This is a genomic window from Paenibacillus sp. MZ03-122A, from assembly GCF_024213325.1.
Lineage (GTDB): Bacteria > Bacillota > Bacilli > Paenibacillales > Paenibacillaceae > Paenibacillus > Paenibacillus polymyxa_B.
Genome location: NZ_JANAVI010000003.1, coordinates 373,966 through 400,038, shown reverse-complemented (window position 1 = coordinate 400,038; position 26,073 = coordinate 373,966). Strand labels below are relative to the sequence as shown.

28 protein-coding genes are annotated in these 26,073 nt (G+C 44.4%); 5 read left to right on the top strand and 23 right to left on the bottom strand.

Annotation, left to right across the window (positions count from 1 at the left end; genetic code table 11):
* Positions 1–64 precede the first annotated feature (64 nt).
* The 19 genes from NLX74_RS09055 to metH form a co-directional block, all read right to left on the bottom strand.
* Entirely contained in the window at positions 65–1,054 is a 990-nt protein-coding gene (locus NLX74_RS09055; RefSeq protein ID WP_254328490.1) for a hypothetical protein, read from the bottom strand.
* Complete coding sequence (locus NLX74_RS09050; RefSeq protein WP_254328489.1) at positions 1,041–1,595, bottom strand: hypothetical protein; 555 nt, start codon at positions 1,593–1,595, stop codon at positions 1,041–1,043. Before NLX74_RS09050 ends, NLX74_RS09055 begins: the two co-directional genes overlap by 14 nt.
* Before the next feature lies 1 nt (position 1,596).
* The gene (locus tag NLX74_RS09045; RefSeq protein WP_254328488.1) at positions 1,597–1,992 is read right to left on the bottom strand and encodes a hypothetical protein; all 396 of its coding nucleotides are present in this window, start codon (positions 1,990–1,992) and stop codon (positions 1,597–1,599) included.
* A gap of 40 nt (positions 1,993–2,032) precedes the next feature.
* Entirely contained in the window at positions 2,033–2,512 is a 480-nt protein-coding gene (locus NLX74_RS09040) for a hypothetical protein (protein ID WP_023988985.1), read from the bottom strand.
* A gap of 50 nt (positions 2,513–2,562) precedes the next feature.
* Positions 2,563–4,647 carry a hypothetical protein gene (locus tag NLX74_RS09035; RefSeq protein ID WP_254328487.1) on the bottom strand — a complete coding sequence of 695 codons (2,085 nt, stop codon included), beginning with the start codon at positions 4,645–4,647 and terminating at the stop codon, positions 2,563–2,565.
* The gene (locus NLX74_RS09030; RefSeq protein ID WP_254328486.1) at positions 4,637–6,472 is read right to left on the bottom strand and encodes an ATPase, T2SS/T4P/T4SS family; all 1,836 of its coding nucleotides are present in this window, start codon (positions 6,470–6,472) and stop codon (positions 4,637–4,639) included. Before NLX74_RS09030 ends, NLX74_RS09035 begins: the two co-directional genes overlap by 11 nt.
* Positions 6,473–7,330 carry a hypothetical protein gene (locus tag NLX74_RS09025; protein WP_250261197.1) on the bottom strand — a complete coding sequence of 286 codons (858 nt, stop codon included), beginning with the start codon at positions 7,328–7,330 and terminating at the stop codon, positions 6,473–6,475. It lies immediately after the preceding gene.
* Positions 7,327–8,040, bottom strand: coding sequence for a hypothetical protein (locus NLX74_RS09020; protein ID WP_254328485.1), 714 nt, complete (start codon positions 8,038–8,040; stop codon positions 7,327–7,329). The genes NLX74_RS09025 and NLX74_RS09020 overlap by 4 nt, the downstream gene beginning before the upstream one ends.
* A 22-nt stretch (positions 8,041–8,062) precedes the next feature.
* Positions 8,063–9,049, bottom strand: a complete 987-nt coding sequence (locus NLX74_RS09015; protein ID WP_254328484.1) for an SAF domain-containing protein — start codon at positions 9,047–9,049, stop codon at positions 8,063–8,065.
* Between the two features lie 41 nt (positions 9,050–9,090).
* Complete coding sequence (locus NLX74_RS09010; RefSeq protein WP_254328602.1) at positions 9,091–10,584, bottom strand: protein kinase domain-containing protein; 1,494 nt, start codon at positions 10,582–10,584, stop codon at positions 9,091–9,093.
* 180 nt (positions 10,585–10,764) lie between these two features.
* A complete protein-coding gene (locus NLX74_RS09005; protein ID WP_235309669.1) occupies positions 10,765–11,823 on the bottom strand; it encodes a 23S rRNA (cytidine(2498)-2'-O)-methyltransferase RlmM in 1,059 nt (352 codons plus the stop codon).
* Between the two features lie 22 nt (positions 11,824–11,845).
* The gene (locus NLX74_RS09000; RefSeq protein ID WP_254328483.1) at positions 11,846–12,619 is read right to left on the bottom strand and encodes an ABC transporter ATP-binding protein; all 774 of its coding nucleotides are present in this window, start codon (positions 12,617–12,619) and stop codon (positions 11,846–11,848) included.
* The gene (locus NLX74_RS08995) at positions 12,616–12,930 is read right to left on the bottom strand and encodes a thioredoxin family protein (RefSeq protein ID WP_061831513.1); all 315 of its coding nucleotides are present in this window, start codon (positions 12,928–12,930) and stop codon (positions 12,616–12,618) included. The genes NLX74_RS09000 and NLX74_RS08995 overlap by 4 nt, the downstream gene beginning before the upstream one ends.
* Complete coding sequence (locus NLX74_RS08990; RefSeq protein ID WP_254328482.1) at positions 12,927–13,265, bottom strand: cyclic-phosphate processing receiver domain-containing protein; 339 nt, start codon at positions 13,263–13,265, stop codon at positions 12,927–12,929. Before NLX74_RS08990 ends, NLX74_RS08995 begins: the two co-directional genes overlap by 4 nt.
* Positions 13,266–13,336: 71 nt before the next feature.
* Entirely contained in the window at positions 13,337–14,185 is an 849-nt protein-coding gene (locus tag NLX74_RS08985) for a deoxyribonuclease IV (protein WP_250261192.1), read from the bottom strand.
* The gene (locus tag NLX74_RS08980; protein WP_254328481.1) at positions 14,175–14,993 is read right to left on the bottom strand and encodes an Fpg/Nei family DNA glycosylase; all 819 of its coding nucleotides are present in this window, start codon (positions 14,991–14,993) and stop codon (positions 14,175–14,177) included. The genes NLX74_RS08985 and NLX74_RS08980 overlap by 11 nt, the downstream gene beginning before the upstream one ends.
* 70 nt (positions 14,994–15,063) lie before the next feature.
* Complete coding sequence (locus NLX74_RS08975; RefSeq protein ID WP_254328480.1) at positions 15,064–15,885, bottom strand: TIGR01457 family HAD-type hydrolase; 822 nt, start codon at positions 15,883–15,885, stop codon at positions 15,064–15,066.
* A gap of 491 nt (positions 15,886–16,376) precedes the next feature.
* Positions 16,377–17,306, bottom strand: coding sequence for a ribonuclease Z (rnz, locus tag NLX74_RS08970; protein WP_103049124.1), 930 nt, complete (start codon positions 17,304–17,306; stop codon positions 16,377–16,379).
* Positions 17,307–17,385: 79 nt separating this feature from the next.
* The gene (gene metH / locus NLX74_RS08965; protein ID WP_254328479.1) at positions 17,386–20,826 is read right to left on the bottom strand and encodes a methionine synthase; all 3,441 of its coding nucleotides are present in this window, start codon (positions 20,824–20,826) and stop codon (positions 17,386–17,388) included.
* A 280-nt stretch (positions 20,827–21,106) separates the two neighbouring features.
* Between metH and NLX74_RS08960 the strand changes: the two genes are divergently transcribed.
* A complete protein-coding gene (locus NLX74_RS08960) occupies positions 21,107–21,649 on the top strand; it encodes a 1,2-dihydroxy-3-keto-5-methylthiopentene dioxygenase (protein WP_254328478.1) in 543 nt (180 codons plus the stop codon).
* Between the two features lie 102 nt (positions 21,650–21,751).
* Here the strand turns inward: NLX74_RS08960 and NLX74_RS08955 are convergent, their stop codons facing one another.
* The 4 genes from NLX74_RS08955 to NLX74_RS08940 all read right to left on the bottom strand — a co-directional run bounded on the left by NLX74_RS08955 (position 21,752) and on the right by NLX74_RS08940 (position 24,015).
* Positions 21,752–22,546 (bottom strand): HAD family hydrolase, encoded by a 795-nt coding sequence (locus NLX74_RS08955; protein WP_254328601.1) that lies wholly within the window; start codon positions 22,544–22,546, stop codon positions 21,752–21,754.
* Positions 22,547–22,701: 155 nt separating this feature from the next.
* On the bottom strand, positions 22,702–23,211 hold the full coding sequence (locus NLX74_RS08950) for a hypothetical protein (protein ID WP_061831521.1): 510 nt from the start codon (positions 23,209–23,211) through the stop codon (positions 22,702–22,704).
* A 120-nt stretch (positions 23,212–23,331) separates the two neighbouring features.
* Positions 23,332–23,538: a DUF896 domain-containing protein gene (locus tag NLX74_RS08945; RefSeq protein ID WP_013310543.1), complete on the bottom strand. Its 207-nt coding sequence runs from the start codon at positions 23,536–23,538 to the stop codon at positions 23,332–23,334.
* A gap of 108 nt (positions 23,539–23,646) precedes the next feature.
* Positions 23,647–24,015 carry a LysM peptidoglycan-binding domain-containing protein gene (locus NLX74_RS08940; RefSeq protein ID WP_134904495.1) on the bottom strand — a complete coding sequence of 123 codons (369 nt, stop codon included), beginning with the start codon at positions 24,013–24,015 and terminating at the stop codon, positions 23,647–23,649.
* A 188-nt stretch (positions 24,016–24,203) separates the two neighbouring features.
* Here NLX74_RS08940 and lexA point away from each other — a divergent pair, with 188 nt between their 5' ends.
* The 4 genes from lexA to NLX74_RS08920 all read left to right on the top strand — a co-directional run bounded on the left by lexA (position 24,204) and on the right by NLX74_RS08920 (position 25,989).
* On the top strand, positions 24,204–24,830 hold the full coding sequence (gene lexA / locus NLX74_RS08935; protein WP_013310545.1) for a transcriptional repressor LexA: 627 nt from the start codon (positions 24,204–24,206) through the stop codon (positions 24,828–24,830).
* 274 nt (positions 24,831–25,104) lie between these two features.
* Positions 25,105–25,407 (top strand): hypothetical protein, encoded by a 303-nt coding sequence (locus tag NLX74_RS08930; protein ID WP_235309663.1) that lies wholly within the window; start codon positions 25,105–25,107, stop codon positions 25,405–25,407.
* Between the two features lie 235 nt (positions 25,408–25,642).
* Positions 25,643–25,807 carry a hypothetical protein gene (locus tag NLX74_RS08925; protein WP_016821950.1) on the top strand — a complete coding sequence of 55 codons (165 nt, stop codon included), beginning with the start codon at positions 25,643–25,645 and terminating at the stop codon, positions 25,805–25,807.
* A 41-nt stretch (positions 25,808–25,848) separates the two neighbouring features.
* A complete protein-coding gene (locus tag NLX74_RS08920) occupies positions 25,849–25,989 on the top strand; it encodes a hypothetical protein (RefSeq protein WP_165177052.1) in 141 nt (46 codons plus the stop codon).
* Positions 25,990–26,073 lie beyond the last annotated feature (84 nt).

Genomic DNA, 26,073 nt, shown 5'->3' with positions numbered 1-26,073 from the left:
AGTGAATTTTAAGGTTTTTTGGTATGGATCTGCCTAAAAAAACAAAAACCACCCATGAGGGTGATTATTTTAAGCCATTATAACATTTGTACTCAAAGTATCCCGCAGCTGCTGCAGATTTTTCATCCGTAAAACGTTCACTCGCTTTAAAGGGAGCTGGACATGAATCTCTATAAAAATATCTCATTCTAGTTTCTGGTTCTATGCCACCGATAATGTCTTGCTTTCTGACGACTCTCCCACCACCAAATCCATAGTTATTGTAATACCTGTCTCCGACCGGAATGCCTTGGATAAACGCGATCAGACCCACATCATCTATCGTGTTGTACCACTCCTCTTGCGGAATGATCGGTAGTGTGAATGTATAGGATATGCCGTTACGTGCAGCTTTTTCGTTATGGACATTAATAATTCGCGCCAGGTCCTCTTGAACGCTGCCAACAATAGTGGAACGACGTATTTGCTCAAAAGTTTCTGAATTATTCAGTAAAGATATAGGAGTCTGATCCTGAAGTTCCTTTTGAAAGCCCTCCACCCACCTGTGATTCCGCGCATCGTATGCGTGCACATAATTATCCAAGCTGAACCCCACACTGTTACCTACTGAATCAACATAAGCATATGGCTTTTTTTCGCTCCATTTGTGGGCAATAGCAGCTTGTCCACGCTCGTCTGTATAGGCTTCTGTAGTGAACGCATAATAACCGTCATAATCCAGAATTACAATGGCTGGTATATAATCCAATAATGCACGTTGTGCTACTATATCCTCATCAATGCCTACATTAAGAAAAAGGGTATGCAGGAACGTGTTCAGCGCTGCTTCTTTATCTACACGAAAAAACTTATCCGATCCGTATCCGGCCTCGCGTTCCTGACGTTCATTCTGTGAGAGCACGACCCCTGCATCCTGAACTGCGGTACGAAGAGCCGACGTATATTTCATTTCTAGCTGCTGCACTTCACGCTGATTCTGCACCCGTAAGTCACTAACTACACCAAAGGGCAAAAACAAAAGTATAAATATGACTGCAAAATCAGTAATCTTCATTCAGAACCATGCCCCCGTAAGAAGCTGTAACTGCCGGCTTGCCGCTATCTGCCCCACCGAGAAGCCATGATTTGTACAAGTTCGCAGGAGTCCGATTCGTATTATGTAACCGGACCGTAAAATAATCCCCGACCATCAAGGTATACCGACGTGTCTGATCTGATTTTGGCTGCTGATTGTCAGGAAACAGTACAGGCAAGATTTGCGGATTATAGTACCCATCATATACAGTTTCATAGTTGCCCAGAAAACTGTCTGGCTTCGCGGCATCTGCATAGTCCGGTACATACTTTTTGTGCATATGCTCCAAGTCAACTTCGTACGTATTGCCTGTCAATTCCAGATCACGCATAAAATCGTTATACATCGTCGGTGTAATGTAACCTTTGGTTCTTACCATATCAACAAAACGTACAGTTGAATGATATGTATTTAACCCGGATATATCATCCTGCCGTTCAGCAGCTTGAACTGCGGGTACGATGTACAAAAGCAATACAGCGAGCAGCGTCCCCAACAACTTGGATATTGTTTGAACCACTTCAGTCTTCCCCCAATTTCTCAAAACGTACAGATGTTATGTCCCCATCCCCATTACGCTGTGGGTACATGGAATATAAAGAGGAAGCATCCAAGGCAGATACATCAGGCTCAAATGGTCCAGAATACACATCGTACTCTGTCCCGTCGACTTGAACCGAAATCCCCTCCTGTAAGTTCATGCGAATAGCCTGTATGACCTGAGTTCCTTTAATCCGTTCCGGCAATCCCACCCCAGCAGTACGGGCTATTCGCCCTTCAGAATGCTCCTCTTGCTGTGATCTTAATTCCAGTGCACCATCCAGCTGGCTGGACAAGTCTGCTGCCGTTACACATGCGGTTATGAACAGAATAACTGACACACCAAGCCGCAGCATACTTGAAGCGTGATCAGACATACTCTCATCCCCCTTATGATTATTATCTTTGCTGTAGTGCTTAGGACTGGGTAAACAACAACCCACGGACAACGTTCGATTTGTCCTTTACGATTTCAGCCTTGAATTTGCCACTTGGATTTACGTATTCATTCTCTTTCTCATTAAGCGTATTCGTGATTTTCCCAGTCTTATCACTGCCACCATTCACTGCGCCATACTGTTCACTGTCTGGGCTAATGTTCAGAGCATTACCGTACCACTGGCCTGCCATATTTTTACCGGTTTTAATCTGAATGCCGAATTGGTCCTTCCCCTGAAACTTCCGTAGCGCGTTGGTCACCTGGGAACCGCTAATCGTTGTGCCGTCATATACCGTAAAAGAGGCTTGAGACAATTCGGTCTGGATATCAGCAAAATTGTTTTGTGCCGTTTTAGTCGCCTCCTGGGCTGAAATAAACAGTATAACTACAATCGTAATTAGAGCGATGGTCAAAAATATCCCAGCGGCTACCTTTAAAGCTGTTGATGCGTTATTCATATTTTTCTCTCCTCAGCTTGTTATTTTGTATTAGTCATATTAGAACTTACTTACTGAATTTTTTGTATTTGCTCATAATAGTTATCCATTTGAACAAAACTCATGCCGATCAACGGAATCACCAAATATAAAAAGATAAGACCATACATCGGGGCAAAACCAATCATCCTTCCCCAGATAGCCTTGCTGTCTATTATTTTTTCATACTCCTGTTTTCTTTGTTCGAAATAGTAGGACATATGGGATTCCAAATCATCAAAAGCCTCTCGAATCGTAATTTTACCCAAAGACAAATGGAGCTTGTCCACTAGACGCTCAAACTCCGGCAAAGGTGCCTCTTCTTTTAATAAGTCAAGAGCTGCCTCTGGCCCATGTTCATAATGAAGCAAACATTTTTGCAGAGGTCTTTTGAATATAACTGAAAATCTGTTCAGCCACTCCAATATTTCCTCGACAGACATTCGTTCCATAACCCGTAAAATGGAAATAACTGTTTGAAATTGATACACCTCGTGCCTCATGTCCAACCGACGCATTTTTCGTTGCAAATATAATAAAAGCATAGGCATTTGATAGGCTACATACCCAACAATCAAACTAATCAGCACTTCCCACCACTTGATGTATTCATCATTCCAATCTTTCAGCTTCTGGAGAATACGCCGAGTAATTGTGGATAGCTGTTCAGGAGTAACAGTTCCATTGGCATTATGTTCTAAAGCAGCGTACGTACGTTCGTATGTGCTGTCCGCTCTCATGTTCAGCAAATGCATGATTTTGCGATCAATCCCACTCTGCTTCAAAGCTTCTTTTTGCTCCATCGGACTTAAATGTCCAAACATTTGACCCGATTGTACCGGGGCGTGAAGGATATGCGTTTTCTCAGCTTCATGTAAAAAAAATATCGTACTAATACTGAGCACCAAACCTACGATAAAAAGAGCTATTCTGCGTATGTAGAGCCACTCCAGCTTTATCTCCGCACCACTTTCTTTTAATAGACGGGTTATCTGGAAATAAGAAGATATATGCTGACGCGGAATTAAAGAATCCACCACATTACGGATGATGGGAAAACGGTATAGCTTCTGTTCCCAAACCCTCCGTCCTCTACCCGCACGATATCCTGTTTCATCGGTCTGTTGAAGCTTCTGTAACAGAAAATAAGATACGATTATCACAATATAAACGGACAATTTCGTGATATAACCCAATTTTCCCTGATAAAACTCATCCATGGATGGAAAGCTGGATCTCGCCCATGTCTCGATTGGGGTGGTAAAGAAAACAGGTGCCAGTGCGATCACGTTTAGACTTTTTAATAGATAGTCCAGTTTATTTCTTCGCAGCAACTCCAACTGGATTTCGCGTGAGAGACTGCCGAGCCCCTTCAAATAAATGGAGCCCCCCTCCTCAATCCGATCACCAAACTCCATTACCATATACGAGATACCGGCAAATGCTTTTAAAAATCGATTAGGAGCCGACTCATAGTATCTTTCCAATGCTTCGTGCGGATCAACATCTGTTAGCGCCTCATGGATGAGTCGTGCGTGTCTCCCAGCCTCTGCCTCCGCCAAATCGGCCGCTTCGGATATGGCTTCCTCCACCATACCGTGCTGATGGTAATAATGACGTACATTGGCGAATAATTCGATCATCTGTGCAAGTAGCCTTTTTTCCATCCGGCTAATGGCCATATCCAAAATAAGACTGTTGATTACCACTCCGCATAAAACGGCCAATATAGCAAACTCTATTCCTGGCTTCATCATGACCAGTACAACGCCACTGCAAGCAAAAGCCCCCCAGATGAACAGTGTCATCTTCATAGTCTGTAGGCGAAGCTTGTACTCATCGTAGGCATGCTGACCAGCTAGTCGCTTACGTACACTCGTGATGTAGCCAGATAAGAAAGGGACCTTCATACATAGCGTGTACAACTTATGCAGTAAGGCTTGCAGCTCACGTTGCAGTACCGCTTTTCCCTTACGTCCTTCCTGCACAGAATAAATTCGTCCTCTGCGAACTGCATGACTACTACGCTTATGCAACCCCCACAAAACTATATATAGAAGCGCAAAGCTTCCACCTGATATAAGTAAAATCCATAATGAAATTTCTTTAAGACTCATAGTCTTCCTCCCAATAGCGGGTCAAAAAACTGCGGAAATCTCTGGCATCCTTTACATTCATCTGCTCACACATTTCTTTTGCACTTTTGGCTGTTAAGGGATCCATCGGTATATAGCTTCCGTTCCGATATTCCATAACGTGGCGATAACTGTAGCTCAATGAAGCATTGGAGCCTGCATCCGTACGATCCGGGTCACACGGCACACATTCTGTGATCCGTTCGATGTAGCGTCGCCCCTCCGCATCACGTTTGAGATGCACATCAAAGTTAATGACATGAACTACCTGTTCCTCAGCGATGCCTTCATGCTGAAATACTCCTGTTTTGAGCAATGAATTACGAAGTGAAAACACGAGATCACGAAATGTTTTGGCATGATGAGTAAAAATGGTGAACAGACTGGCAACCTGCGACATTTGAATCATCCAAGCAGCTACTTCATCACTTGCTACTTCGCCTAGGATATTGACGGTTCCATCTGTTTTTTTCTGCAAGTCAAGCCCTTGTTGTCCTGAAATATGGTCCGTTTCTCGAAAGGTAAGAATGTTACGGCGACTGTAAATGCTGCGCAGATGCAGTTCAAAGGCCATTTCCTGAACACGAAGCGTATACGAAGCATAAATATGCTTGACCATCGCCATTAACAACGTCGTCTTACCTGAACCCTGCGCGCCTGTAATAGCAGTAATCCGGCTGCCTTTCATTAAATAAGAAAGTAGTTGGATTGGAAAATCAGCATTCTGTCCCTTAATTAACTGTTCCAGCGATGCGCTTTGAATATCGAATTTACGAACAAAGAAAGCCCACGATTCTGAGAAAGGAGGGCGCACCACCACTACCCGTGACCCATCCTTCATTTCGTTGACCTTATAACCATTCGCTTCGGAAAGCTGGCCCGGGTAATTGTATTTGTAAATATTTTGGCACACCCTTTTAAGTTCACGCTCAGATCCGAAGGAAAGGAACGAAAGATGGATCGTTTTACCTTTATAAAAAATCCACACGCTCTCATAACCATTGGCAGTAGACGCAGATGTTTGTTCAAATGCATACCCATCCGAAGGCCAGTCTGATGATGCAGGAATCCCACCTTCCGGCATACCACTGACACCCCCACTTACACCGTCGATCCGCTGGTCACGAATATCATCAATGACGGAAAAGCCTTTGTAATGCTGATAAATGCGCTGGACAATAATATCCACTTTCTCCAAAAAGGAAAGAGGGCGGTACTCACAGTCATAGATATAACGAATATCCTCTGCGGTAACGAGATAACTTCCATCTTCTTCACCTTGCTGTGAATACCTCATTTCGGCCAAGTCATAAGTATCCAATAAACGTGATAGTGCATCAGCGCCAAACTTCTGCTGGTATTGGTAAAATATAATTTCGAATTGATCCTGTATGCTAAACAACTCAGGTCTGGAGAATGGCATAACAGTATCGACGATTTTCTCGTTCAAGCCGTAACCGTTAATCAGAAGCTCAGCCATCAGATTTTTAACAAAACGTTTATCTCCAATGCTGCCATTGGCACAGTCCTTTAACGCCCTGCGTAGTTCCGCCCTTTGATGGATACGCCGTCTATATTCCTCTTCATGCAATCCGGCATCCGCCATCTGGCTATGACTCAGTTCATGAAGTGCATTTTTGATATACTCTATTAATGTTTCGAATGTGGCATCTTCGTTCTTTTTTTCTACCCGAAGGGTTGAATGTCGCGAGTGAAGATTCCCTCGATATTTAACAATAATCAGTACGATGCACATCAGTACTATGCAGGTAAGAATCAATCCGTTGATCATTTGAGCGGACAGCATTTAAGCGCCCCTCTCCAAAGCCTTGAGTCGAAGATCGGACTCTGCCGCCTCCAGAATAGCTTTGCTGATATGTCGTATACTCTGCGCCCATCCTACGGGCATAAAAAGCTTGCGATGCTGCTCTTTTCCACTTCGTACCTCACGTTGCACATGGCCGATCACATCCCTGCGGTTCCATGCGTCCATAAATCCGGTGCTATAAGGGACTGTATACAAAGCACCTTTGTAGCCATATCTCCTGCGAATATTCGTTTCATTCACTTGAGAATGCACATCATATTTCCCAAGTACTATTAATAAGGGCAATGATGAGTAGGTAGATAACGGAGACACGGATTCAAAATAAGCATCTAATTCTCGCATATTCTGAGTGAGTGAAAGAACGGCCAGTTTGGCTCGTGCACATGCTTCATGCTGTACAGCCCCCCACCCTGCTCCACTTCCTGCATCAATCAGCGTTAAATCATAATATTGATTCGCTGTATCTATTACTGCCCGTACAAGCCCTGGAGATAGTAACGGCGGTGCAGCTCCAAAGGTGGAGGTTCCCTCAAGTACATCCAAAGTATGTTCGAGTACAGGTGTCGTATAATTACGAATATTTTCTTTAGACAGTGTCCCTCGCAGAACCAAACGTGCGGCAGCATCCCAGCCCCCTTCCTGAAGCTGTAGGGTTGGATCGTCCATACCATACTCTTGTATAGGTAATCCTGATTCAATACCGGTATATCTACGACCTAAATGTGTCAATAATAGTCTTCCTCTATATAGATTCCCTATGGTAATTGCTATTGCTGCCGCCAAAGAGCTACTTCCACTAGCCCCCTTAATGGGGCTCCAAAACAAAATGGTACTCATGCCCTACTCCTTTCCGCACGCTTTAGCGCACGACGACTCACTTTTAATTCCCAACTCATCCATTCCCCAATACAACGGCATAATTCTTTCTTATACATTCTGGATAGCGGTTTTAGTAGTAGCTGTTTTTTATGCTCATTTTCCAGTTTCAGAGCAAGCAGCCCCTCATCCCATGGCAGAACATATGGCTCTTGCTGCCAAGAAGCCGGGAAATGGTTCATGTATTCCCACAGATACGGCTCCTCCACACCACAATCCACAGCCTGTAAAAATAGCTTGTGAAATACAAGATCTTTGGGGAATTCGGGTTGACTGAATAAATGCTCAAGCCAATTCTGTCCGTTGTGCATTAGCATACGGCTATAATCACTGACCCAAACTCGCAGTTCTGCCCCTTTCCAAACAGAAATTGGACAAAAATCAGGTAACTCTACATCCAAAATAACAATGTCATAAGCCTGCTCCGCCTTTTGATCAGTCATCATAACGGTATGCAGGTCTTCCCATGCTGTAAATCCAATTGCTACATCAAAACCACTAAACTGCGTAATGGGAAGTGGTTTGTCGAGCATCCCTATGCTATACCGATACTGTCCCCGCAGCGTAGCATCCACAAGCAGTACCTGTTGGCCGGAAGTTGCTAATATACTGCTGATATATAACAAGGTATCGCTTTTGTCACAAAGCCCGGCAAATATCCATGTTTTCATACTTCCGTTCCTTTTCTCTCATTTATTTGGCATACGGATCAGAGCTTTCGCCCTGCGTCAGAATCTTTGTTTGTTCTTGATGATCCTGCTCGTTCTCATATTCATTTCTTGTATCATCTATCCCGCTTGCTGGGTTTTCTATAGTAGCACCCGCATGCTGGGCTACAATTTCCTCACTCAAACTTCTTTCCACGGGTGTTGAAATCACATTGTTTGACGCATTAATTGCATTTTCAAGCGAATCCCGCAGCTGCTTGGACAGCTTTTGTTCAGCCACGCGTATCAAATTCGGATCACTATTCATTAACGCTAACACCTGCGCATTAGGCGGATAGGTCGGGATTGCCTTGGGCTGAAATTGGGGATCGACATATGTCAGGGCATAGATAGATGCTTTATGCAGATAAGCATCAACAATCGCACTCGAAAGCGATAATATTTCCTGCTCATTCAAAGTGACCCAGACAATTGGACCTTCCAGTCGAGAAATCTTCTTCTTAGATAATAGAATGTAATCCTGCCCTGTTGGAAATTGAATGCGGATATCCACTTCGTCACCCGACTTGAGGCTGTTGGGCAATACTACCACCTTTAGCTCACGGTTGCGTAAATCTTTAGGTGTGGGCTCATCAGCAGTAACCATGGCCGATGTAAGCACAGATCCCTTTTTTAGCTCAATCTTGGCTGTGGTACCGGAAACTTCACTTTTATCTGTCAGCAAATTTGATGGGGCCTGAGAACCGGGAACTTTAATTCCCTTCAAATCATTAGATGCAATCTGTTCGCCTGGGGAAATGTCACGGACAACCGCCCAACCTTTTTTCGCGGTTCGTTGCTCTTGTTCATACACTTTCCATTTCTGCTCTGCCTCTACTTCAGCCTGTTTCCTGACCTCATCCATTTTGTGGATATTAATCATAAGGTAGCCAGCAAAGATAGTGCCAATAATCCCTGCGCCAATACAACCGGCGTATAGCTTTTGTTTACTGCTTTTTCTTAGCTTGGACACACAACTTCTCCCCTGCCTCTTTTTGATATATACCGTTCTATTTAGCGCTGTCGTTTAAGGAATCCGAAGCGTTTTTTCCGGGTATCTGGAATGACTCCGCGAAACAGCTCGTCCAGCACCTGATCCACCTCATCATCTCGTTCGAAGGGGTCTGAGTGGAACGGTAAAGCAAATACTTTATCGTGATCCAGCTCCTTACGAAGCCTGCGAACCGCCTCCGAGGTTGCCAATGGCAAGCAGTAATTCCATTTATGCTGTGGGTGGCGCTGAAGAGATCGGGCTAGCCCTGCTATATCCTGAACTCTCCATTCGGCCCCTGAGCCAACGACAAGCGGATAATCGGCTCTCAAGAATTCTTCCAGTCGTTCATTGTCCTGCCCACTCCCCAGGTCCAGTACGATAAATCTATAGGAACCACCCAACAAAGAAATGACATCCGCACGAGATGTTTGCCGCCAGTAGTGTACTCCATCAACTTCAAAACGCCGACTTGAACTCGATTGTCCAACGGATGTGCCTTCTACGACTTCTTGAAGTCGGGCAAATGCTTTGGCTGTGCTGTGCAGCTCAACCAAAGCTACGGAGCGGGTCCTTCGAGCCAGATAGTGGCTCACCGCAATTGCTGTATGAGTAGCACCGGAGCCGGCAGAGACACCCAATACAGCCACTACCCTTGTACCTGCATAATCCATTGAGGCATCATTAACGGATATTCCTTGTTGAACAGGCTGAAAATCCGCACTGTGCCGCAGTTCTCCAATGACCTCCCCGGCAGATTGAAATCGTTCCTCAGGATGCTGACGCAGCAGTTTTCGAATCACCGGGATCAATTGGCGGGGCAATTCTCCGCGAATATACCCTTCTACTCCCGCAGTCCACTCGCTATATTTGCCTCCTGTACATAGATACAATAGCAGCGCTCCCAAACTGTATAAGTCTGAACGAGCATCCGTCTGACCTGCTCCATATTGCTCCGGGGCAGCGAAGCCCACCGTTCCCAGCTTTACCGTATCTTGATCCAGTTCAGCCTTATAGCTCCTCGCTATTCCAAAATCAATCAGTATAAATTCCATTTCCGGTGTCAGCATAATATTCGTCGGTTTCAGATCTCGGTAAATGACTGGCGGTTGACGGGTATGCAAATAATCCAACACATCCAGTACCTGCAAAGCGAATGGTACGATTTGCTCCTGTGGAATATAGCCTTGATAGCCCTTCATGTATGCTTCCAGCGTAATTCCTTCGATGTAATCCATGACCAGGTATACCGCACCAGATCGAGGATGCTCAAAAAAATCAACAATTCTCGGTAAACGTGGATGACTCAGCGAAATCAGCATCTCTGCCTCCGTACGTACAAGCTTCATCACTTGTGGCCCGGCAACCGACTCCTTCACCGCCCATTGCTTGCCTGGCAGTTTTAAATCCTCTGCCATGAACACGCGGCTCATTCCTCCCGAACCCAATGTGCGGACAATACGGTAACGCTCACCGACAATGGATCCGAATTCCAACTGTGATGGTTGCTTCATTATTCTCCTACCTCCTTTCTAAAGCAGACAACGCAAAAAAGGGAAAGCTGCCGCAAAATCAAATTTCCATGTCGCCATGAAAACCGTTTTCGCGGGATGCTTTCCCTTGATTTAAACATGATTATTATTTTTAAGGAACAATTTGGATTTATTATATAGCACACCTGTATCTATTGTAAAGTATTATTTTCCATACTTGATCATGTACAGGGTAATTTCATCTCGGTTATGGAATAGTTGCTTAGCTCGCTGAATCTGCATGCCGGACTCCTCAAATGAAGCAATTACATCATGAATGAGCGCCAAGGGCTTTTTATGCATTAGCTTGACCGTAACGATAGCAGTACCACCACTTCGCAAACTATATAGTAAATCAGTAACGAGCCTTGCCATTTGCTTAGGACTCCAGCTCATATCACAAACCAGCAGATCGAACGAATTCTCTTTAAATTTGACTTCACTTGCATTTTTACGCAAAAAAGTCAGATTGGCGTACTTCATCAGTGATGGCTCCATCTTTGCCGGATCAACCGCTGTAACTTTCAGTCCCCGCTCCAGTAAGAAGGAAGTCCAACCACCCGGTGCTGCCCCAATATCCAGTCCCTGACGGAAAGCAGCAAAATCTATGCCGAACGTTGCTTCCGCTTCCAATAGCTTGAATTTGGCACGAGAAATTTGTCCATCTTCTTTTTGAAAACGAACCGCGCCTCCGCTCCAATCCGATAGGTTATCCTCAGGACGTGATACACCTGCATACCACGTATCTGTATCTGCAAAAACGGACACAATAAGATCGGCGCCTTGTACTGTCTGCTCCATAGGTAGATCACTTATTTGTTCACTCAAAGCCTGCTTGAGCGCACCTGCGCTTTCAGTCCAACTGCTATTAGATCCTTTGCGCACTTGTAAAGAAACACGTTGATTCATCAATTCCTTGCGGTTACGGATGAATGCAACCAGCCGTTCCTGCACCTGAACCAGGTCCGTTCCTTCTTCCTGAAAATGAACAGGAAACAAGTGACGTAAAAACATCGGCGGCTGAGCTGTAATTGTCCTCACTGCCTCAATTTCTTCCGCAGGTAATGTAGCCAGAAAAATTTCACCAGGTAAAAGCATCGTGCTTTTTACAGAGCCAAATAATCTTCTAAGCTCCTCTTGAGCATAGGGTGCAAAACCATGATTGGCCGTACAAACAAATCTTGATGATGACAAAGTAGATTCACTTTGTTCATCTGTACTCATATATAGTTCCTCCAAAATAACATTACCCTCCAGTGCACACCCGAATCCAGGGACGTTCTCCATCCCAATCCAGCTCAACCGGAACTTCATATGTGTGCATAATCAATTCTTTCGTTAAAACTTCTTCTTTCGGTCCAGCTGCTGCGACCTTACCATCACGAATCAATGCAACATGCGTAAAGAGGGGGACAATCTCCTCAATGTGGTGAGTCACATAAACCACTGATAAGTCTCGCTTGCGGAGCCGATCAATCTCGACCAGCATTTTTTCCCGCTCAAATAGATCCAACCCGGCACAAGGCTCGTCCATAATTAGCAGACGAGGTTCTGCCATCAGTGAGCGGGCCAGCATCACCTTTTTACGTTCTCCTTGAGATAACGTCCCCAGTGGGTGATGAATCAAGTCGCCTAAATTCATACCCTCCAGCAAAGATATGGCCTTTTCTTTTGCCTCTGTCGGAATTTCCTGATAAAAGCGCAAAAAAGCATACGCACCTGTAGCGACCACTTCCCAAACGGGATCTTTTAGCGCCAGCTTTTCCAACAAGGTCTGGCTGATGTATCCGATTTGTTTGCGAACTTCCCGTACATCACATTGACCAAACCTTTGCCCAAGCACTTCAACCGTTCCATGACTTGGAAACATATATCCTGTCATCATTTCCAGCAATGTTGTTTTACCGGAACCATTGCGACCCAGAATAGCCCAATGTTCACCTTCTCGTATGTCCAGGCTTACATCGTCCAAAATCCGTCTTTCTTCCCGCTGCAACGTAATGCTCTTCATGGATATCATTCCATCACGCTCCTTATTTTGCTCAGCAAGTGTTCTACAGATTCCATTTTGTAGATGATTTCAGGATTTTTGTTTTCACCATTATATATAAGTAGCGCGGGAACGCTGGATATCCGGTACTCCTGTACCAGTTCAGGAATATAGTTAATGTTGCTCTGCACCACCGCTTCTTCAGGGAGCAAATGCTCTGCTACCTCCAGCATTTTACGGGCAGCCGCGCATGTTCCGCACATGGGAGTATACACAAACAAAGCCAGCTTGCATCCCTCCCATATGGCACGGCGCGCCTCTTTTTGTCCGATCTCTTTCATCGTTCAGACCCTTTTCTGATCTCTCGCATACGCTCTTCGGGTATGGGCCCGTTATGTACGGTGACTCCCTTTGGCTTATTCGCATAGAGTAGCTCATACATGGCTCGCCGCCCCTCTGGACTGGACGAATGCAAGTAAATTTCACGTGGATATAACCGTTTCTCTGCGATAGCAGCAGCCACATCCTTTACCGTAGGCTGATCTGGACCCAAATCATAATCTAGCGATAGTATCGAAATAGGGTATTCATGAAGCAGCAGCAGACACTCATCCGCATCTCTTGCCAGCTTAAAGCCCGGAGGACAAGGCCGATAATCGTCCATAAACAAATACATCAACTTCTCCTCCTTTTTCCATATATGCAAGCTCACAATCCTCAAAGATAGTTATTATCAATCAGACCAATTTACTCCCAGCTTAGAATCATTTGAATATCCTCCTGATGTGTCCCATCAGGTCCCGTCTCACTCTCCAAAACGATAGGAATACCTCTTACAGCCTCCTGATCTGTCATCCAACGCATGCCCTCAGTACCAATGTAGCCTTGTCCCACACGGGCATGTCTGTCTTTTTTAGAGCCATATGGGTATTTAGAATCGTTCAAATGAACTCCACACAGAGCTGACCAATAGCCGAGACGATTCCCTTTTTCGATCAAAGCCTCGTCCATTCCACCGTTCCACAATCCCGCTGCATATGCATGACAAGTGTCTAAGCAAAAGCCGATACTGTCAGGATACCGGCACAACTGACGGATCTGCACCATTTCCTCAAGCGTGGTTCCCATGGGTCCATGATCTCCTGCCTGATTTTCGATCAATATTTTAGCATTTCCCTGCCAGCCTTCCAGCACATCATTAAAACAGTTAATGATATTACGGTAGCCCTCTAGAGGGTCTAACGAATGCATATGACCAAAATGAACGACAATCCCTTTTGACCCACAGGCTTCAGCAATATCCAGATCATTGCGTAATGAAGCAATCGTCAGCTCATAAAGTTCCTGACCACGCTCGGACCCATGAGCCGGATTAACGGGATATGGTGAATGAGCAATGGATTGAAGCTGGTGCTCTAAACAGTAAGCGTTGCAAGCAGCAGCATCAGTAGCACTCCATTCCTTCAGCCTAAGACTACGAGGATTTTTCGGGAAATATTGAAATGAACGTCCCCCCTGCTCTCGCGCACGCATAGCAGCTTTGGAAAAGCCACCACGCGTACTCACATGGGAGCCGATGAGCAATTTAGGCATCATGCTGCTGTACCGGGCAATAAAATGCTTTTTTCCCCGCCAGTTCAACCCTTACAATTTTCCCGCCACTTGGAGATTCTTCTCCTTCGCGGTCATATACTCGACACTGATGATCAAATCCACCTGTTAGCGTGTCCCCCTCCATTAGGGGCATTTCCATGTACCCGCCTTCCGCTGTAGCTTCACGTAGTACGGATTGAGTGGCATGATATAGCTTTTCCACTTTTTCTAGCGACTGCACAATGTTCTGTACTTTGGAACCCGGTGTAAATCCGGCGATATAAGCAATTTCGTCTGAATAACAATTGCCAATACCCGAAAAAATCTGCTGATTCACCAGCGTTGTTTTCAAAATCCCCCGGCGTCCCTTCAGCCGTGCTGTAAACTTTTCCAACGTCATGCGACGGTCTAACGGATCAGGTCCCAGGTCTGACAAAGCTTCTTCTGTTTCTTTAGCCGTTAGCAGGTGCAGATAACCTAAGCGCAGTCCGATAAAATAAAGCTTTACTCCACTAAAATCTAATTCGATCTGAACTGTACGATCTGGACGTTGCTCCTCCGTTCCCAGATATAACAGTCCTCCGAGCATCAGATGAAGTACGAGCCGCCCGCCCGTGTTTAAATGAAAAATCAAATGCTTGCCTCGACGCTCTAAATATACAACGGTCGTTCCCAGCAATTGCTTTTCAAACGTTTCCACTTCAGTATTAATGGACTTTTCACGGCTAACCGTAACTCCAGTAATCGGAATGTCCAAAATTTGTTTCGATAATAAGATTCTGTAGTTTTCCATTTCAGGAAGTTCCGGCATAACAACATCTTTCCTTTCGTAGCTACATAGCTTTTAATTCTCGCAAGTTTTGTAAGACATATACTTTCTATTATTTCAGCTCTTCTTTCATCCAGTCCTGCAGTTCAGCGAGATTGTCAAACATCAGGTCAGGTTTCACTCCAACGGTACGCACATGCTCGTCCATATTAGCGCGGGTCGTCACGCCCGACAGGATCAGAGCTGTTTTACAACCTGCTGCTGCACCTGCCGCAATATCTGTAAGCATATTATCGCCCACAACCAGAGCTTCATCCGCCCTAATGTTTAAGCGGTTCAGCGCATAGTTCATCAATACGCTTGAAGGCTTGCCGATGACAATAGGCTTTACCTGTGAAGCCGCTTCAATTGCAGCTCCAATCGTACCTGCACCTGGCGTTAGCCCATCATGTGAAGGCAATTGGAGATCTGGGTTTGTCAAAATAAAAGTTGCTCCTTCCCGAATCCAGCGCATGGCAGCGGCCAGCGCATCATATGTAAATTGACGATCTATCCCCTGCACCACATAATCAGGATGGTTCTCAACAAGCTGCAAATCGGCTCCTGTGAGTGCATCGCGTAATCCTGTTTCACCAATACAAAATACACGAGCTCCAGGACTTTGCTGTGCAACATATTGTGCAGCTGCTAACGCCGAAGTATATACTTCATGGCTGGCCGCTTCAATTCCCATACCAACCAAATGCTCAGCCACCGAATCGGGTGTACGTGAAGCATTGTTTGTAACATAAGCATAAGGTATCTGGTCTGTACGCAATCGGGATATGAACAGATCCGCACCCTTGATCATCCGATTTCCATGATAAAGTGTTCCATCCAGATCAATTAGTAACGATTTTATCGCAATCCCCTCCCCTACTTCAAATCCATTCACATCATAGCATTAAAAACTATAATTCATCCCATGAACGATGTTCTCCTTCTTATTTAACCACCTTAATTATTCAGGTCATAAAATAATCGGCCGTCTCTATTCATATCATCTATCTTAAGTCAAAAATGCTTATGAAGTCCATGAATTGCTGGTAAACCGTCCAAAATAGCGCCATTCCTCGCTAAAAGCCGTCGCTTTCCCATGACATAAGTTCACTTCTTCGTCGAAATCCATCGAAGGCGCTATTTCCTCAAAGGAAATCTCCTGTATTTCCTGGTCATGCTCAAGAAATATAATCCTTTAAATTCGATATATAGAAACTCGAATATGACACGCCTCCATATGTGGTAGAACAAATTCATCCCCCACCACCCAGCACGGGTTCTCATCTCTTGTCGCATCCTGCGCTTTCCCGGAAAATAATTTCGGTGAAAAACAAAGGCACCGAGGCAAGCCCCGGCACCCATGCACATATCTTCTGCAATCGTTTATTAACCGATATCGGGTACCGGTAACAACACATGCTGCTCCGCAAGCAATGAATTAGGAAATATGCTTTGCGCTTCCTCCAGCAATGGCTGAAGCTGCTCCTGATCTTTATACCTAGAACTAAAATGCGTCATGATTAACTGACCCGCACCTGCGGCTTTTGCAGCTTCCGCTGCCTGAAGCGCTGTACTATGATGATACTCGTAAGCTGTATCTGCCAGTTCATGCAGAAAAGTGGCTTCATGAACGACGACAGTTGCATCTTGAGCCAGCACTACCGTATTCGGACAAGGTCTCGTATCCCCTAAAATCGTGATGATACGCCCTTTTTTCGGCGAACCCAGTACATCCTGAGGATGCAAAATAACTCCACCCTCTACCTCCACGCTTTCCCCACGCTTTAACTTACCGTACACCGGGCCAGGCTTAATACCATATCGCTCCAACAGCTCTTGGTTAAGCTTACCGGGCTTATCCATCTCTACAACTCGGTAGCCATAGCTGTCAATCCGATGATCCAGCAAAGCTGACTCTACCCGGAATTGTCCGTCATCAAACAGAACCCCGCCCGTATGCTCCACAATATGTAGTTGGTAATTGATACGCGATTGGCTGATCCCTAAAGATAGCTCGATATATTGCTGGATTCCAGGCGGTCCATATACCGTCAGTGGTGTCGTTCCTCCTTGATACGCTCTGCTCGACAGCAGTCCCGGCAGACCAAAAAGATGATCCCCATGCAAATGGGTGATAAATATTTTTTCAAGTCTGCTTAGTTTGAGCGGCGAACGCAATACCTCTTGTTGAGTGCCTTCGCCGCAGTCGAACAGCCACATGCTTCTTCGTTCTTCCAGCAAACGAAGAGCGATGGACGTTACATTTCGCTGAATCGTAGGCACCCCTGCATTTGTACCGAGAAAATAAAATTCCATAACTTTAACCTTCTTCCTGCTGACCAGCAAAAAACCTCCGAAGCTCGGAGGGTATTTGCTATCCCATCTGATAAAGGTGTTAAACCTTTTCGACGTTAAAATACTGCGCCTGAGGGTGGCTGAACACCATGGCTGATACAGAAGCCTCCGGTTCCATCATAAACCCTTCCGTCAGCTCAACGCCAATATCCTCAGGTTTTAACAACTGGAACAACGGCCCCTGATCCTCTAGATCTGGACATGCCGGATAGCCAAAGGATACCCGAATGCCTTGATATCTGGCACCGTGTCGCTGTTTCATTGTCATATCGGCAGGGTCCGGGAACCCCCAGCTATCCCTGATAATATGGTGAAGACGTTCCGCTAACCCTTCTGCTACTTCGAGTGCTACCGCTTGAAGTGCATGCGAGCGCAGATAATCTCCTTTATCTTTCCACTGGGTAGATATCTGCTGAATCCCATGACCAGCTGTAACGACCATGAAACCTACATAGTCCATAACTCCGGATTCCACTGATTTCAAGAAATCAGCCAGACATAGATAAGGCTCTACCTGCTGGCGCGGGAATGTAAATGTGTGCAGTACCTTGCTCACATCCGAGGGATCATAGATCAGAATTTGATCTCCTTGGGACTGCGCTGGAAAGAAACGATACATAGCATGTGCCTGGATGATTCCGTCTGTCACAGCTTCAAACATGATGCTGTCCACGGTTTCCTTCAACTGAATCGCTTTCGGATCTTCCGAAGCCAGCAGCTGTTCAACATTGCCTTTTAAACCAAGATGATGCCCCATTAGCATCTGCATATTCACGTAAGGCAAAATATAATTCAGTGGATAGTTGCGCAGTACATGGCGATCCGTATCTGGTGGAATATAAACGGGCAAATCCTGAGCAATATTAGAGCGCACAGCTCGAGTGAGCTTAGGGAGCGGCTTGGCTTCCACGACGATTGCCGCTTCCGCCTCCCGCTCAGCCTCCATGTCCTCAGCCATTTTTTTGCGGGACTCAGGATTCATAAGCTTATTGGCAATATCCAGACCATCCATAGCATCCTTTGCATAGGCGACCAGACCATCATACTCAGGACGGATACGATTTTTAGTGAACTTACGTGTTAAAGCAGCTCCACCCACCATTATTGGAATATCAATATTCGCATTTTTTAAATCTTGTGCGGTCAGCACCATTTGTTGTGCCGATTTAACAAGCAGTCCGGATAAGCCAATCATATCGGCCTTTTCTTCACGGTAAGCTTCAATAATGCGTTCTGGTGGTACTTTTATACCCAGATTCACGATATGGTAACCATTGTTGGATAGAATAATCTCCACCAGATTCTTACCAATGTCATGCACATCACCTTTGACTGTAGCCAACAAAATCTTACCTTTTATTGAGGATTCATTCTTCTCCATGAACGGCTCTAAATAGGCCACGGACGCCTTCATCACTTCAGCGCTTTGCAGCACCTCTGCAACAATCAGTTCGTTATTGTTAAACAGTCGTCCTACTTCCTCCATCCCCTTCATCAGCGGGCCATTAATAATCTCCAGCGAAGAATATTTCACGAGCGCCTGCTCCAGATCCGGAATGAGTCCCTCCTTACTTCCCTCGACTACATAGGAAGCCAGTCGTTCTTCGAGCGAAAGGTTTGATATCTTTTCTTTTTTCTCCACTTTCTTGTTACGGAAAGCTGCTACAAAAGCGGATAAAGTATCGTCATTTGTTTTATAGATCAAGTCTTCCGCAAGTTTCCGCTCATGCTCTGGAATGGATGCATAGCGTTCAAGCTTCTCAGTGTTTACAATCGCATAGTCCAGACCTGCTTTGGTGCATTCATATAAATAGACGGAATTGAGCACTTCACGACCCGCTTCCGGCAAACCAAAAGATACGTTACTGATGCCCAGGATGGTATGAACCCCGGGAAGGGCTTCTTTAATAATGCGAATGCCCTCAATCGTTTCCTTAGCTGAACCAATATATTGCTCATCACCTGTTCCTACTGGAAATACGAGCGTATCAAAAATTAGATCCTCTGCTGCCAAACCGTAACGGTTCACCAACAGATCATAAGAACGTTTAGCTACCTCAAGCTTATCCTCACGTGAAATAGCCTGTCCTCGTTCATCAATGGTTCCAACAACAACAGCGGCGCCGTACTTATGAATAAGAGGAGCCATTTTCTCAAATTTCTCTTCACCATCCTCCAAATTAATGGAGTTAATAATCGCCTTACCTTGCGAATATTGAAGTGCTTTATCAATGACTTTAATATCCGTGGTATCAATCACCAAAGGTACTTTTACCTTGTTTACAACCAGTTTCAAAAACGCTTCCATATCTGTCATTTCATCGCGATCCGGGTCCTGCACACAAATATCAATGACATGCGCTCCGCTTTTTACCTGAGCGCGGGCAATTTCAGATGCCTCTTCATATTTGCCTTCCACGATCAAACGCTTGAATTTGCGGGAGCCTAGAACATTCGTTCGCTCACCAACCATATACGGACGATTGTCCTGTTCAATATATACAGGCTCAATGCCTGATACGGCAGGAGGATGATGACCTACCAGCGGACGCGGCTCAAACTGCGCCATACTTTCACTCATAACTCGTATATGCTCAGGCGTGGTACCACAACAACCCCCAGCAATATTCAGCCAGCCTTTTTCAGCGAAAGCAGCCATTTTACGTGCTAATGAATCAGGCGATTCATGGTATTGGCCATTTTCATCGGGCAAGCCCGCATTTGGATAACAGCTAATAGCTGCAGAGGACATTTCAGACAGAGAGCGAATATGATCACGCATAAACTCTGGACCTGTAGCACAATTCAACCCAATCGAAATTGGATGTAAATGTTCCAGCGATATGCAAAAGGATTCAATATTTTGTCCGGCCAACGTTGTTCCCATAGGCTCAATCGTGCCTGAAATCATTAGCGGAAGCTCGATACCTGTCTGCTCAAAGGCCTGCCGAATTCCGATACTTCCAGCCTTGACGTTAAGCGTATCCTGTGAGGTCTCCAAAAGGAGCACATCCACGCCGCCTTCAATAAGCGCCAAGGCCTGCTCTTGATAGCTGTCAATCAGCTCAGCAAATGTAACACCACCTGTGACAGACAAGGTTTTCGTGGTTGGACCCATAGCTCCTACTACAAAACGAGGCTTGTCCGCAGTGCTGTATTTATCCACCGCGTTACGCGCCAGTTTGGCTGCCACCAGATTAATTTCACGGGCACGTTCTGGTATATCGTAATCCGCCAAAACGACGGATGTTGCTCCAAATGTATTCGTTTCAATTAGGTCTGCCCCAGCCTCCAAGTAAGCTTCATGAATCCCTTGAATGACATCTGGTCTCGTTAAGACCAGCATTTCATTACAGCCCTCTAGCTCTTCCCCACCAAAATCATCGGGGGAAAGGTCTTCCTGTTGAATCATGGTGCCCATGGCCCCATCAAGAAGGAGTATTCTTCGTTGTAATGCATCCTGCAAGCTAACTTTATCCAAATTTCTTCACCCCCGCAAAACGTTAAATCCTAGTTTAGCAGAAACCGTATCATTTAGATAGATTGAAGTAAAAACATACGTTTTATACAGGTTGTTCTTTGTAAAAACGACTTCTCTAATCCATTTTTATAGTTTGTAGCATTATAAAACGTACTTAACCCTGACCCTTTAGCTATAGTCATTTACATTATAAAATGTTGAAATCCTGTATTGTACAACGTTTCAAGACATGGTATTCTTTATACAACATTAATCCAAGTGGAAAAGAGGGAATAAATATATGGCCGAAATCTTAATACGTAATACGAACGAACGAATTAGCGGTGAAGAACAAGTACGTGAATTTCTGGAGAGTCACGAGATATTGTATGAACATTGGGATGCTTCCAAATTGTCCGGGGAGCTGCAAGAGAACTTTACCTTAACAGATGATCAAAAGACCGCTGTTCTCCAAACATTTGAACCCGAAATCAAGGATTTAGCCGCACGTCGCGGATATAAAATATGGGACGTTATCACTTTATCTGAAGCAACGCCGAATTTGGACGAGCTGCTGGCCAAGTTTGAGCAAATTCACACCCACACCGAGGATGAAATCCGTGCCATTGTCGCTGGTAAAGGCATCTTCATCATTAAAGGCCCTGAAGAGATCGGCTATTTTAACATAGAGCTTTCACCGGGGGACGTTATCTCCGTACCTGAAAATATACCTCACTTCTTCACTTTAATGGAGAATCAAAAGATCGTCGCAATCCGATTGTTCATCGAAGAAAATGGCTGGATTGCCGAACCGTATGAAGATCCAACCTTCATTAAAGCATAATTACGAATTTATCCTTGTGTGAATAAAAAGAACTCCCTCTGCTCTATAACAATCGAGCGAAGGGAGTTCTTTTAATACTCGTTTCTAAAGACTATAGAATTCTTACTTTAACGATTGAATAATTCCGTCCAATTCAGACAGATGCTTGATTTCGAACTTCGGCTTGATCTCTGTGGTATTGGTTTTAGCGTTTCGGTTCACCCATACCGAGTGTATACCTGCTGCCAACGCTCCTTGAATATCAGTCGTCAGCTTATCTCCTACCATTAAAGCATGTTCAGGCTCAATACCAAGAAGCCCCAAAGCATGCTGAAATATAGACGGATCAGGCTTGCCTCGACCAAATGAACCTGAAATGACAACATGATCAAAAAAAGGAGCTAATTGAGGAACTCCATCCAGTTTCTCCTGTTGTAGATCAGGGGAGCCATTTGTCAGCAATAACAGCTTGTAATGTCCCTTCAATTGTTCTAGAATCTCAAACGTTTCTTCATATACATGTGGACGCGCGCGTCTTTCCGAAGCAAATTGGGTAGCCAGCTTTTCCGCCAACTTCTCATTATCTATCCCTAGTTGCTGGAGTCCTCTGCGCCATGATTCCTTTCGATAAACAGGGGCCAACTGTTCCAATTGGCGGAATTCAGGTTGCTCACCTGCTGTAAAATTCGCCCACAATCCTTCAAACGGGTTAATGCCGATCATTTGAGTAAAACTAAAGGTTTCATAGGATTCATACAAAGCGCGTGCTTCCTTACGTACGGCTTCCTCCAGAATTTTAGGATCAACGCCTGCTTCACGGGAGCCTGTTTGGCACGCTGCATCAAATGCCTCTTCTACACTACGTTCATCCCATAAAAGGGTATCATCAAGATCAAACATTACCGCCTGAATCGTCATCTGAATTATCCACTCTCTTTCCACAGTATATGTACACCTATTTGCTTGGTTAAGTATTTGAATCGTTATGTGTGCCCATATTAAGCAAGCGGCCGCAGCATGTTATATGAAATAACATCATACGGCCTTTGTTACAGAGCTACAGGTTAAATCAGTTATTTCTTGTCCACCTGTATCTGATTGGATAGCGCAAACTTCTCAAGTCGCTCTGCAATGGCATCCGTGTCATAGCGACCTAATGATTTTGTGAAAATGAAATTACCACCCTTACCTTTTCTTTCAACGGTTACGTAACCCTTTTCAATCTTGATGGCTTTCATATCCCCTGCCGTCATTGGACGTTCTCTACCACCTTTCAGCATATAGAGAGTATCCTTTCCCACTTTCAGATAAGGACGACGGATGAAAAAGATAACAGCCAGCATCAAGTACAGGCCGAATACAAGCCAATCCATTCCTCGCATGCCAGTCTTAGTCAAAAAGTAACTCATAAGCATGTACAATACAGAAAGACCAGCCAGCATAATTGGCACAGTAATGTTACGGCCACGGAAAATATCCATTGCAGAACCTGCGCCGTTAATGGTTTGAATGCCTTGCTTTTTGCGCGATTTATTTAAATGCGCTGTGTTTTTGCGTACTTTTCTTTCAAATGATCTGGCCATCTCTCAATTCCTTCCCAGATATATTACAATAAAACAATTGCCTCAAAGCTGATCTATATAGATACCGAAAACGGTACCTAAAACAAAAGGCAAATTGCAGGCTTGGGCGCTTTAACAACTTTAATGCTTCAGCCCATCATTTCCCTTCGATGTATCATCGTCCACAAATTCAATCGTTTCAAGCTGCTGCCGAAAATTACGACGAATGTTACCTAAATAAATTTCCCGAAGATTGGCGCGCTCTGTGGCTTCCTCTTCCGTCAATCCCTCGGATTTTGCTTTGCGCGCTAATTCATTGATGCGCTGTACCAAGCTGTCTATATCCAAATTGTGTCCCCTCCATAAAAGCAAAGATATAATACACTTTGACATGTAGAAAAGAGCTTGTCAAGGCTCCCGCATTACGCTCCCTGACAAGCTCTAATAGTCTATAGATCAGAAGTTAGGAAGCTTGAGTACCTGACCTGCCTGCACTCCCCGATCCTCCAAACCGTTAATCCGCACAATTCCTTCTATATATACCCGTGTATCCATTCGTTCCGGTTTATGATTTGCGGCAATCTCCCACAACGTATCTCCAGGTTGTACGGTCAGTTTAGTCACTTCTTCCTTGGAAGCTGAAGGTGCCGCGAAAACCGTAAGTACACCTGCCCCTGCAATCCAAGCAATAATCACTAAAATAAGAAGCTTAGGTAAAAGAGTATTAGTAATAATTTGCATAAAACGCGCTCTACCCTCTTTTCGGGTCTCCTGCAAATTTTCTGAATTCATCGGAAAAATACTTTGATAAGTGCTATATTTCATCATTGGCTGCGACCTCCAAACGTTTGTTCTTATGTTTTCACAATATAACACGAACATTTGTTTTGTTCAATAGAAAAGAGAACAAAAGTTCGTGATTATTTTTAGGGATTATTTAGAACTTATGTTTGTACGAACGGGGGTTCTATGTTATAATTTTCCCAAACGTTACTAAATGGGGTTGATACGGTATGTCTAAGATTTCGAGCCGCCAGCAGGCCATTCTTGAATTTATCCGCAATGAAGTGCGTCTAAAGGGATACCCCCCTTCTGTACGCGAAATAGGCGAGGCTGTCGGATTAGCCTCCAGTTCTACGGTTCACGGTCATTTGGATCGTTTAGAGAAAAAAGGACTCATTCGACGCGATCCTACAAAACCACGGGCTATTGAGTTACTCGGTCAAGACGAATCGGATAACAGCAACTTGATTAATTACTCCATTAGTCGTGTTCCCGTCGTCGGCAAAGTAACCGCTGGTCTTCCTATTACGGCGACAGAAAATATTGAAGATTACTTTCCTCTTCCCCAACACTTTGTTGGTGAGGATAAAATATTCATGTTATCTGTTGTAGGCGAAAGCATGATTGAGGCTGGGATTGCTAACGGAGACTATGTAATCGTACGTCAGCAGCAGACCGCTGATAATGGCGATATTGTTGTAGCTATGACAGATGAAGACGAAGCTACAGTTAAAACCTTCTACAAAGAAAAAGATCATATCCGGCTTCAACCTGAAAACCCAGCCTTTGAACCGCTTCGCCTGACACACGTCAGCATTTTGGGCAAGGTTGTAGGACTCTTCCGGGACTTCCACTGATTTCTCGTTCTTTCTTCCCCGTTATTCTAACCACTAATACAAAACCGGCTGCCTAGGGCAAGCCGGTTTTGTATTGTTATTATGTATCTCACAACTATTTTTTCATTTCAGCAACCTATTCCTATTGTTTCTACTATAAAATCAGCCTCCTCATCTCAAATAATCACCCACTGATCTTGAGCAGCTATACTGTTATGGGCAAAACTAATAGATCTTTCTTTGTTTTAGATAAATATGGTATATTAATTACTCATAGCTCTGTAGGAGGAATTAAATGAAAAAAATTATAATTTCAGCGTTTGTTGTGATATTTATCGCCATAAGCTGTGTAATACCAACAATGGATCATTTATATGCAAAAGGGAAATCACACATAACAACCTACGATCGTATTCAGTACATACAAATACTTATCCATTTCAGGTATTTAGAAAAGCAACTCGAAGCTGTAATTTCCGAAAGAAACAATTACCCAGAAGACAGCCAAGAATATAAACTGCTCTCTGAACAACTGAATCATATTCTTGCTCAAGAGGCGTACTACGAGAAAAAACTTAACACTCTTAATAGTAAATAATTTTCATACTAACTCCTTATTATCTTTATCTACACTATTAGACTCATGCCGACCTGCCTGTAACATTCTCCTGCAACGTAAAGTTGAAATGGCGAAGACAGGTTCGCATGAGTTTTTTTGTTAACCATTAGGAATATAGGTACCAGCTTCTTTTTGCTTTTAATAGATTTATGCTGATACATTACTATCACAATTGACATAGTATATAGCAGACCTAAGCAAAGGAGATATGCAGATGATCAGAAATAGAGTTAAAACGTATAAGCATCGCATCGGGAAAAACAGATATCTGGTCGTTAAAGTCTTTCAAGCCGCAGCTGCTAAAACAGGAAGCGGAAATGCACTAGCAACCAATGCCTTGAATATCAAAATTTCCAAGCGTAAGCATAAACACCACTAAGATTCATCCGTACCTTCATTTCCTTGAAGGGAGGTGATCATATGAGCAGAAGACATTGCAGACGTGATTTGAGAAGAAGAAGATCAAACATCCGTTCGAATCAAAGAGCCGTTGCGCGTGCAAGAGGTAACGCACTGGCTGTTAATCTGTTTAGCGTGAATGATAGACAACGCAGACGTTAATAATCGTTTTCAAGCAAAAGCAGGAAGGATTCTTCCTGCTTTTTTTGTGTTAAACGGTACACCTAACTACTGCTATGAATCGTT

Coding starts and splice junctions, on each gene's coding strand:
- NLX74_RS09055 (WP_254328490.1), bottom strand. CDS start 1,054: ATGAAGATTACTGATTTTGCAGTCATATTTATACTTTTGTTTTTGCCC.
- NLX74_RS09045 (WP_254328488.1), bottom strand. CDS start 1,992: ATGTCTGATCACGCTTCAAGTATGCTGCGGCTTGGTGTGTCAGTTATT.
- NLX74_RS09040 (WP_023988985.1), bottom strand. CDS start 2,512: ATGAATAACGCATCAACAGCTTTAAAGGTAGCCGCTGGGATATTTTTG.
- NLX74_RS09035 (WP_254328487.1), bottom strand. CDS start 4,647: ATGAGTCTTAAAGAAATTTCATTATGGATTTTACTTATATCAGGTGGA.
- NLX74_RS09030 (WP_254328486.1), bottom strand. CDS start 6,472: ATGCTGTCCGCTCAAATGATCAACGGATTGATTCTTACCTGCATAGTA.
- NLX74_RS09025 (WP_250261197.1), bottom strand. CDS start 7,330: ATGAGTACCATTTTGTTTTGGAGCCCCATTAAGGGGGCTAGTGGAAGT.
- NLX74_RS09020 (WP_254328485.1), bottom strand. CDS start 8,040: ATGAAAACATGGATATTTGCCGGGCTTTGTGACAAAAGCGATACCTTG.
- NLX74_RS09005 (WP_235309669.1), bottom strand. CDS start 11,823: ATGAGTACAGATGAACAAAGTGAATCTACTTTGTCATCATCAAGATTT.
- NLX74_RS09000 (WP_254328483.1), bottom strand. CDS start 12,619: ATGATATCCATGAAGAGCATTACGTTGCAGCGGGAAGAAAGACGGATT.
- NLX74_RS08995 (WP_061831513.1), bottom strand. CDS start 12,930: ATGAAAGAGATCGGACAAAAAGAGGCGCGCCGTGCCATATGGGAGGGA.
- NLX74_RS08990 (WP_254328482.1), bottom strand. CDS start 13,265: ATGTATTTGTTTATGGACGATTATCGGCCTTGTCCTCCGGGCTTTAAG.
- NLX74_RS08985 (WP_250261192.1), bottom strand. CDS start 14,185: ATGATGCCTAAATTGCTCATCGGCTCCCATGTGAGTACGCGTGGTGGC.
- NLX74_RS08980 (WP_254328481.1), bottom strand. CDS start 14,993: ATGCCGGAACTTCCTGAAATGGAAAACTACAGAATCTTATTATCGAAA.
- rnz (WP_103049124.1), bottom strand. CDS start 17,306: ATGGAATTTTATTTTCTCGGTACAAATGCAGGGGTGCCTACGATTCAG.
- NLX74_RS08960 (WP_254328478.1), top strand. CDS start 21,107: ATGGCCGAAATCTTAATACGTAATACGAACGAACGAATTAGCGGTGAA.
- NLX74_RS08955 (WP_254328601.1), bottom strand. CDS start 22,546: ATGACGATTCAGGCGGTAATGTTTGATCTTGATGATACCCTTTTATGG.
- NLX74_RS08950 (WP_061831521.1), bottom strand. CDS start 23,211: ATGGCCAGATCATTTGAAAGAAAAGTACGCAAAAACACAGCGCATTTA.
- NLX74_RS08940 (WP_134904495.1), bottom strand. CDS start 24,015: ATGAAATATAGCACTTATCAAAGTATTTTTCCGATGAATTCAGAAAAT.
- lexA (WP_013310545.1), top strand. CDS start 24,204: ATGTCTAAGATTTCGAGCCGCCAGCAGGCCATTCTTGAATTTATCCGC.
- NLX74_RS08930 (WP_235309663.1), top strand. CDS start 25,105: ATGAAAAAAATTATAATTTCAGCGTTTGTTGTGATATTTATCGCCATA.
- NLX74_RS08925 (WP_016821950.1), top strand. CDS start 25,643: ATGATCAGAAATAGAGTTAAAACGTATAAGCATCGCATCGGGAAAAAC.
- NLX74_RS08920 (WP_165177052.1), top strand. CDS start 25,849: ATGAGCAGAAGACATTGCAGACGTGATTTGAGAAGAAGAAGATCAAAC.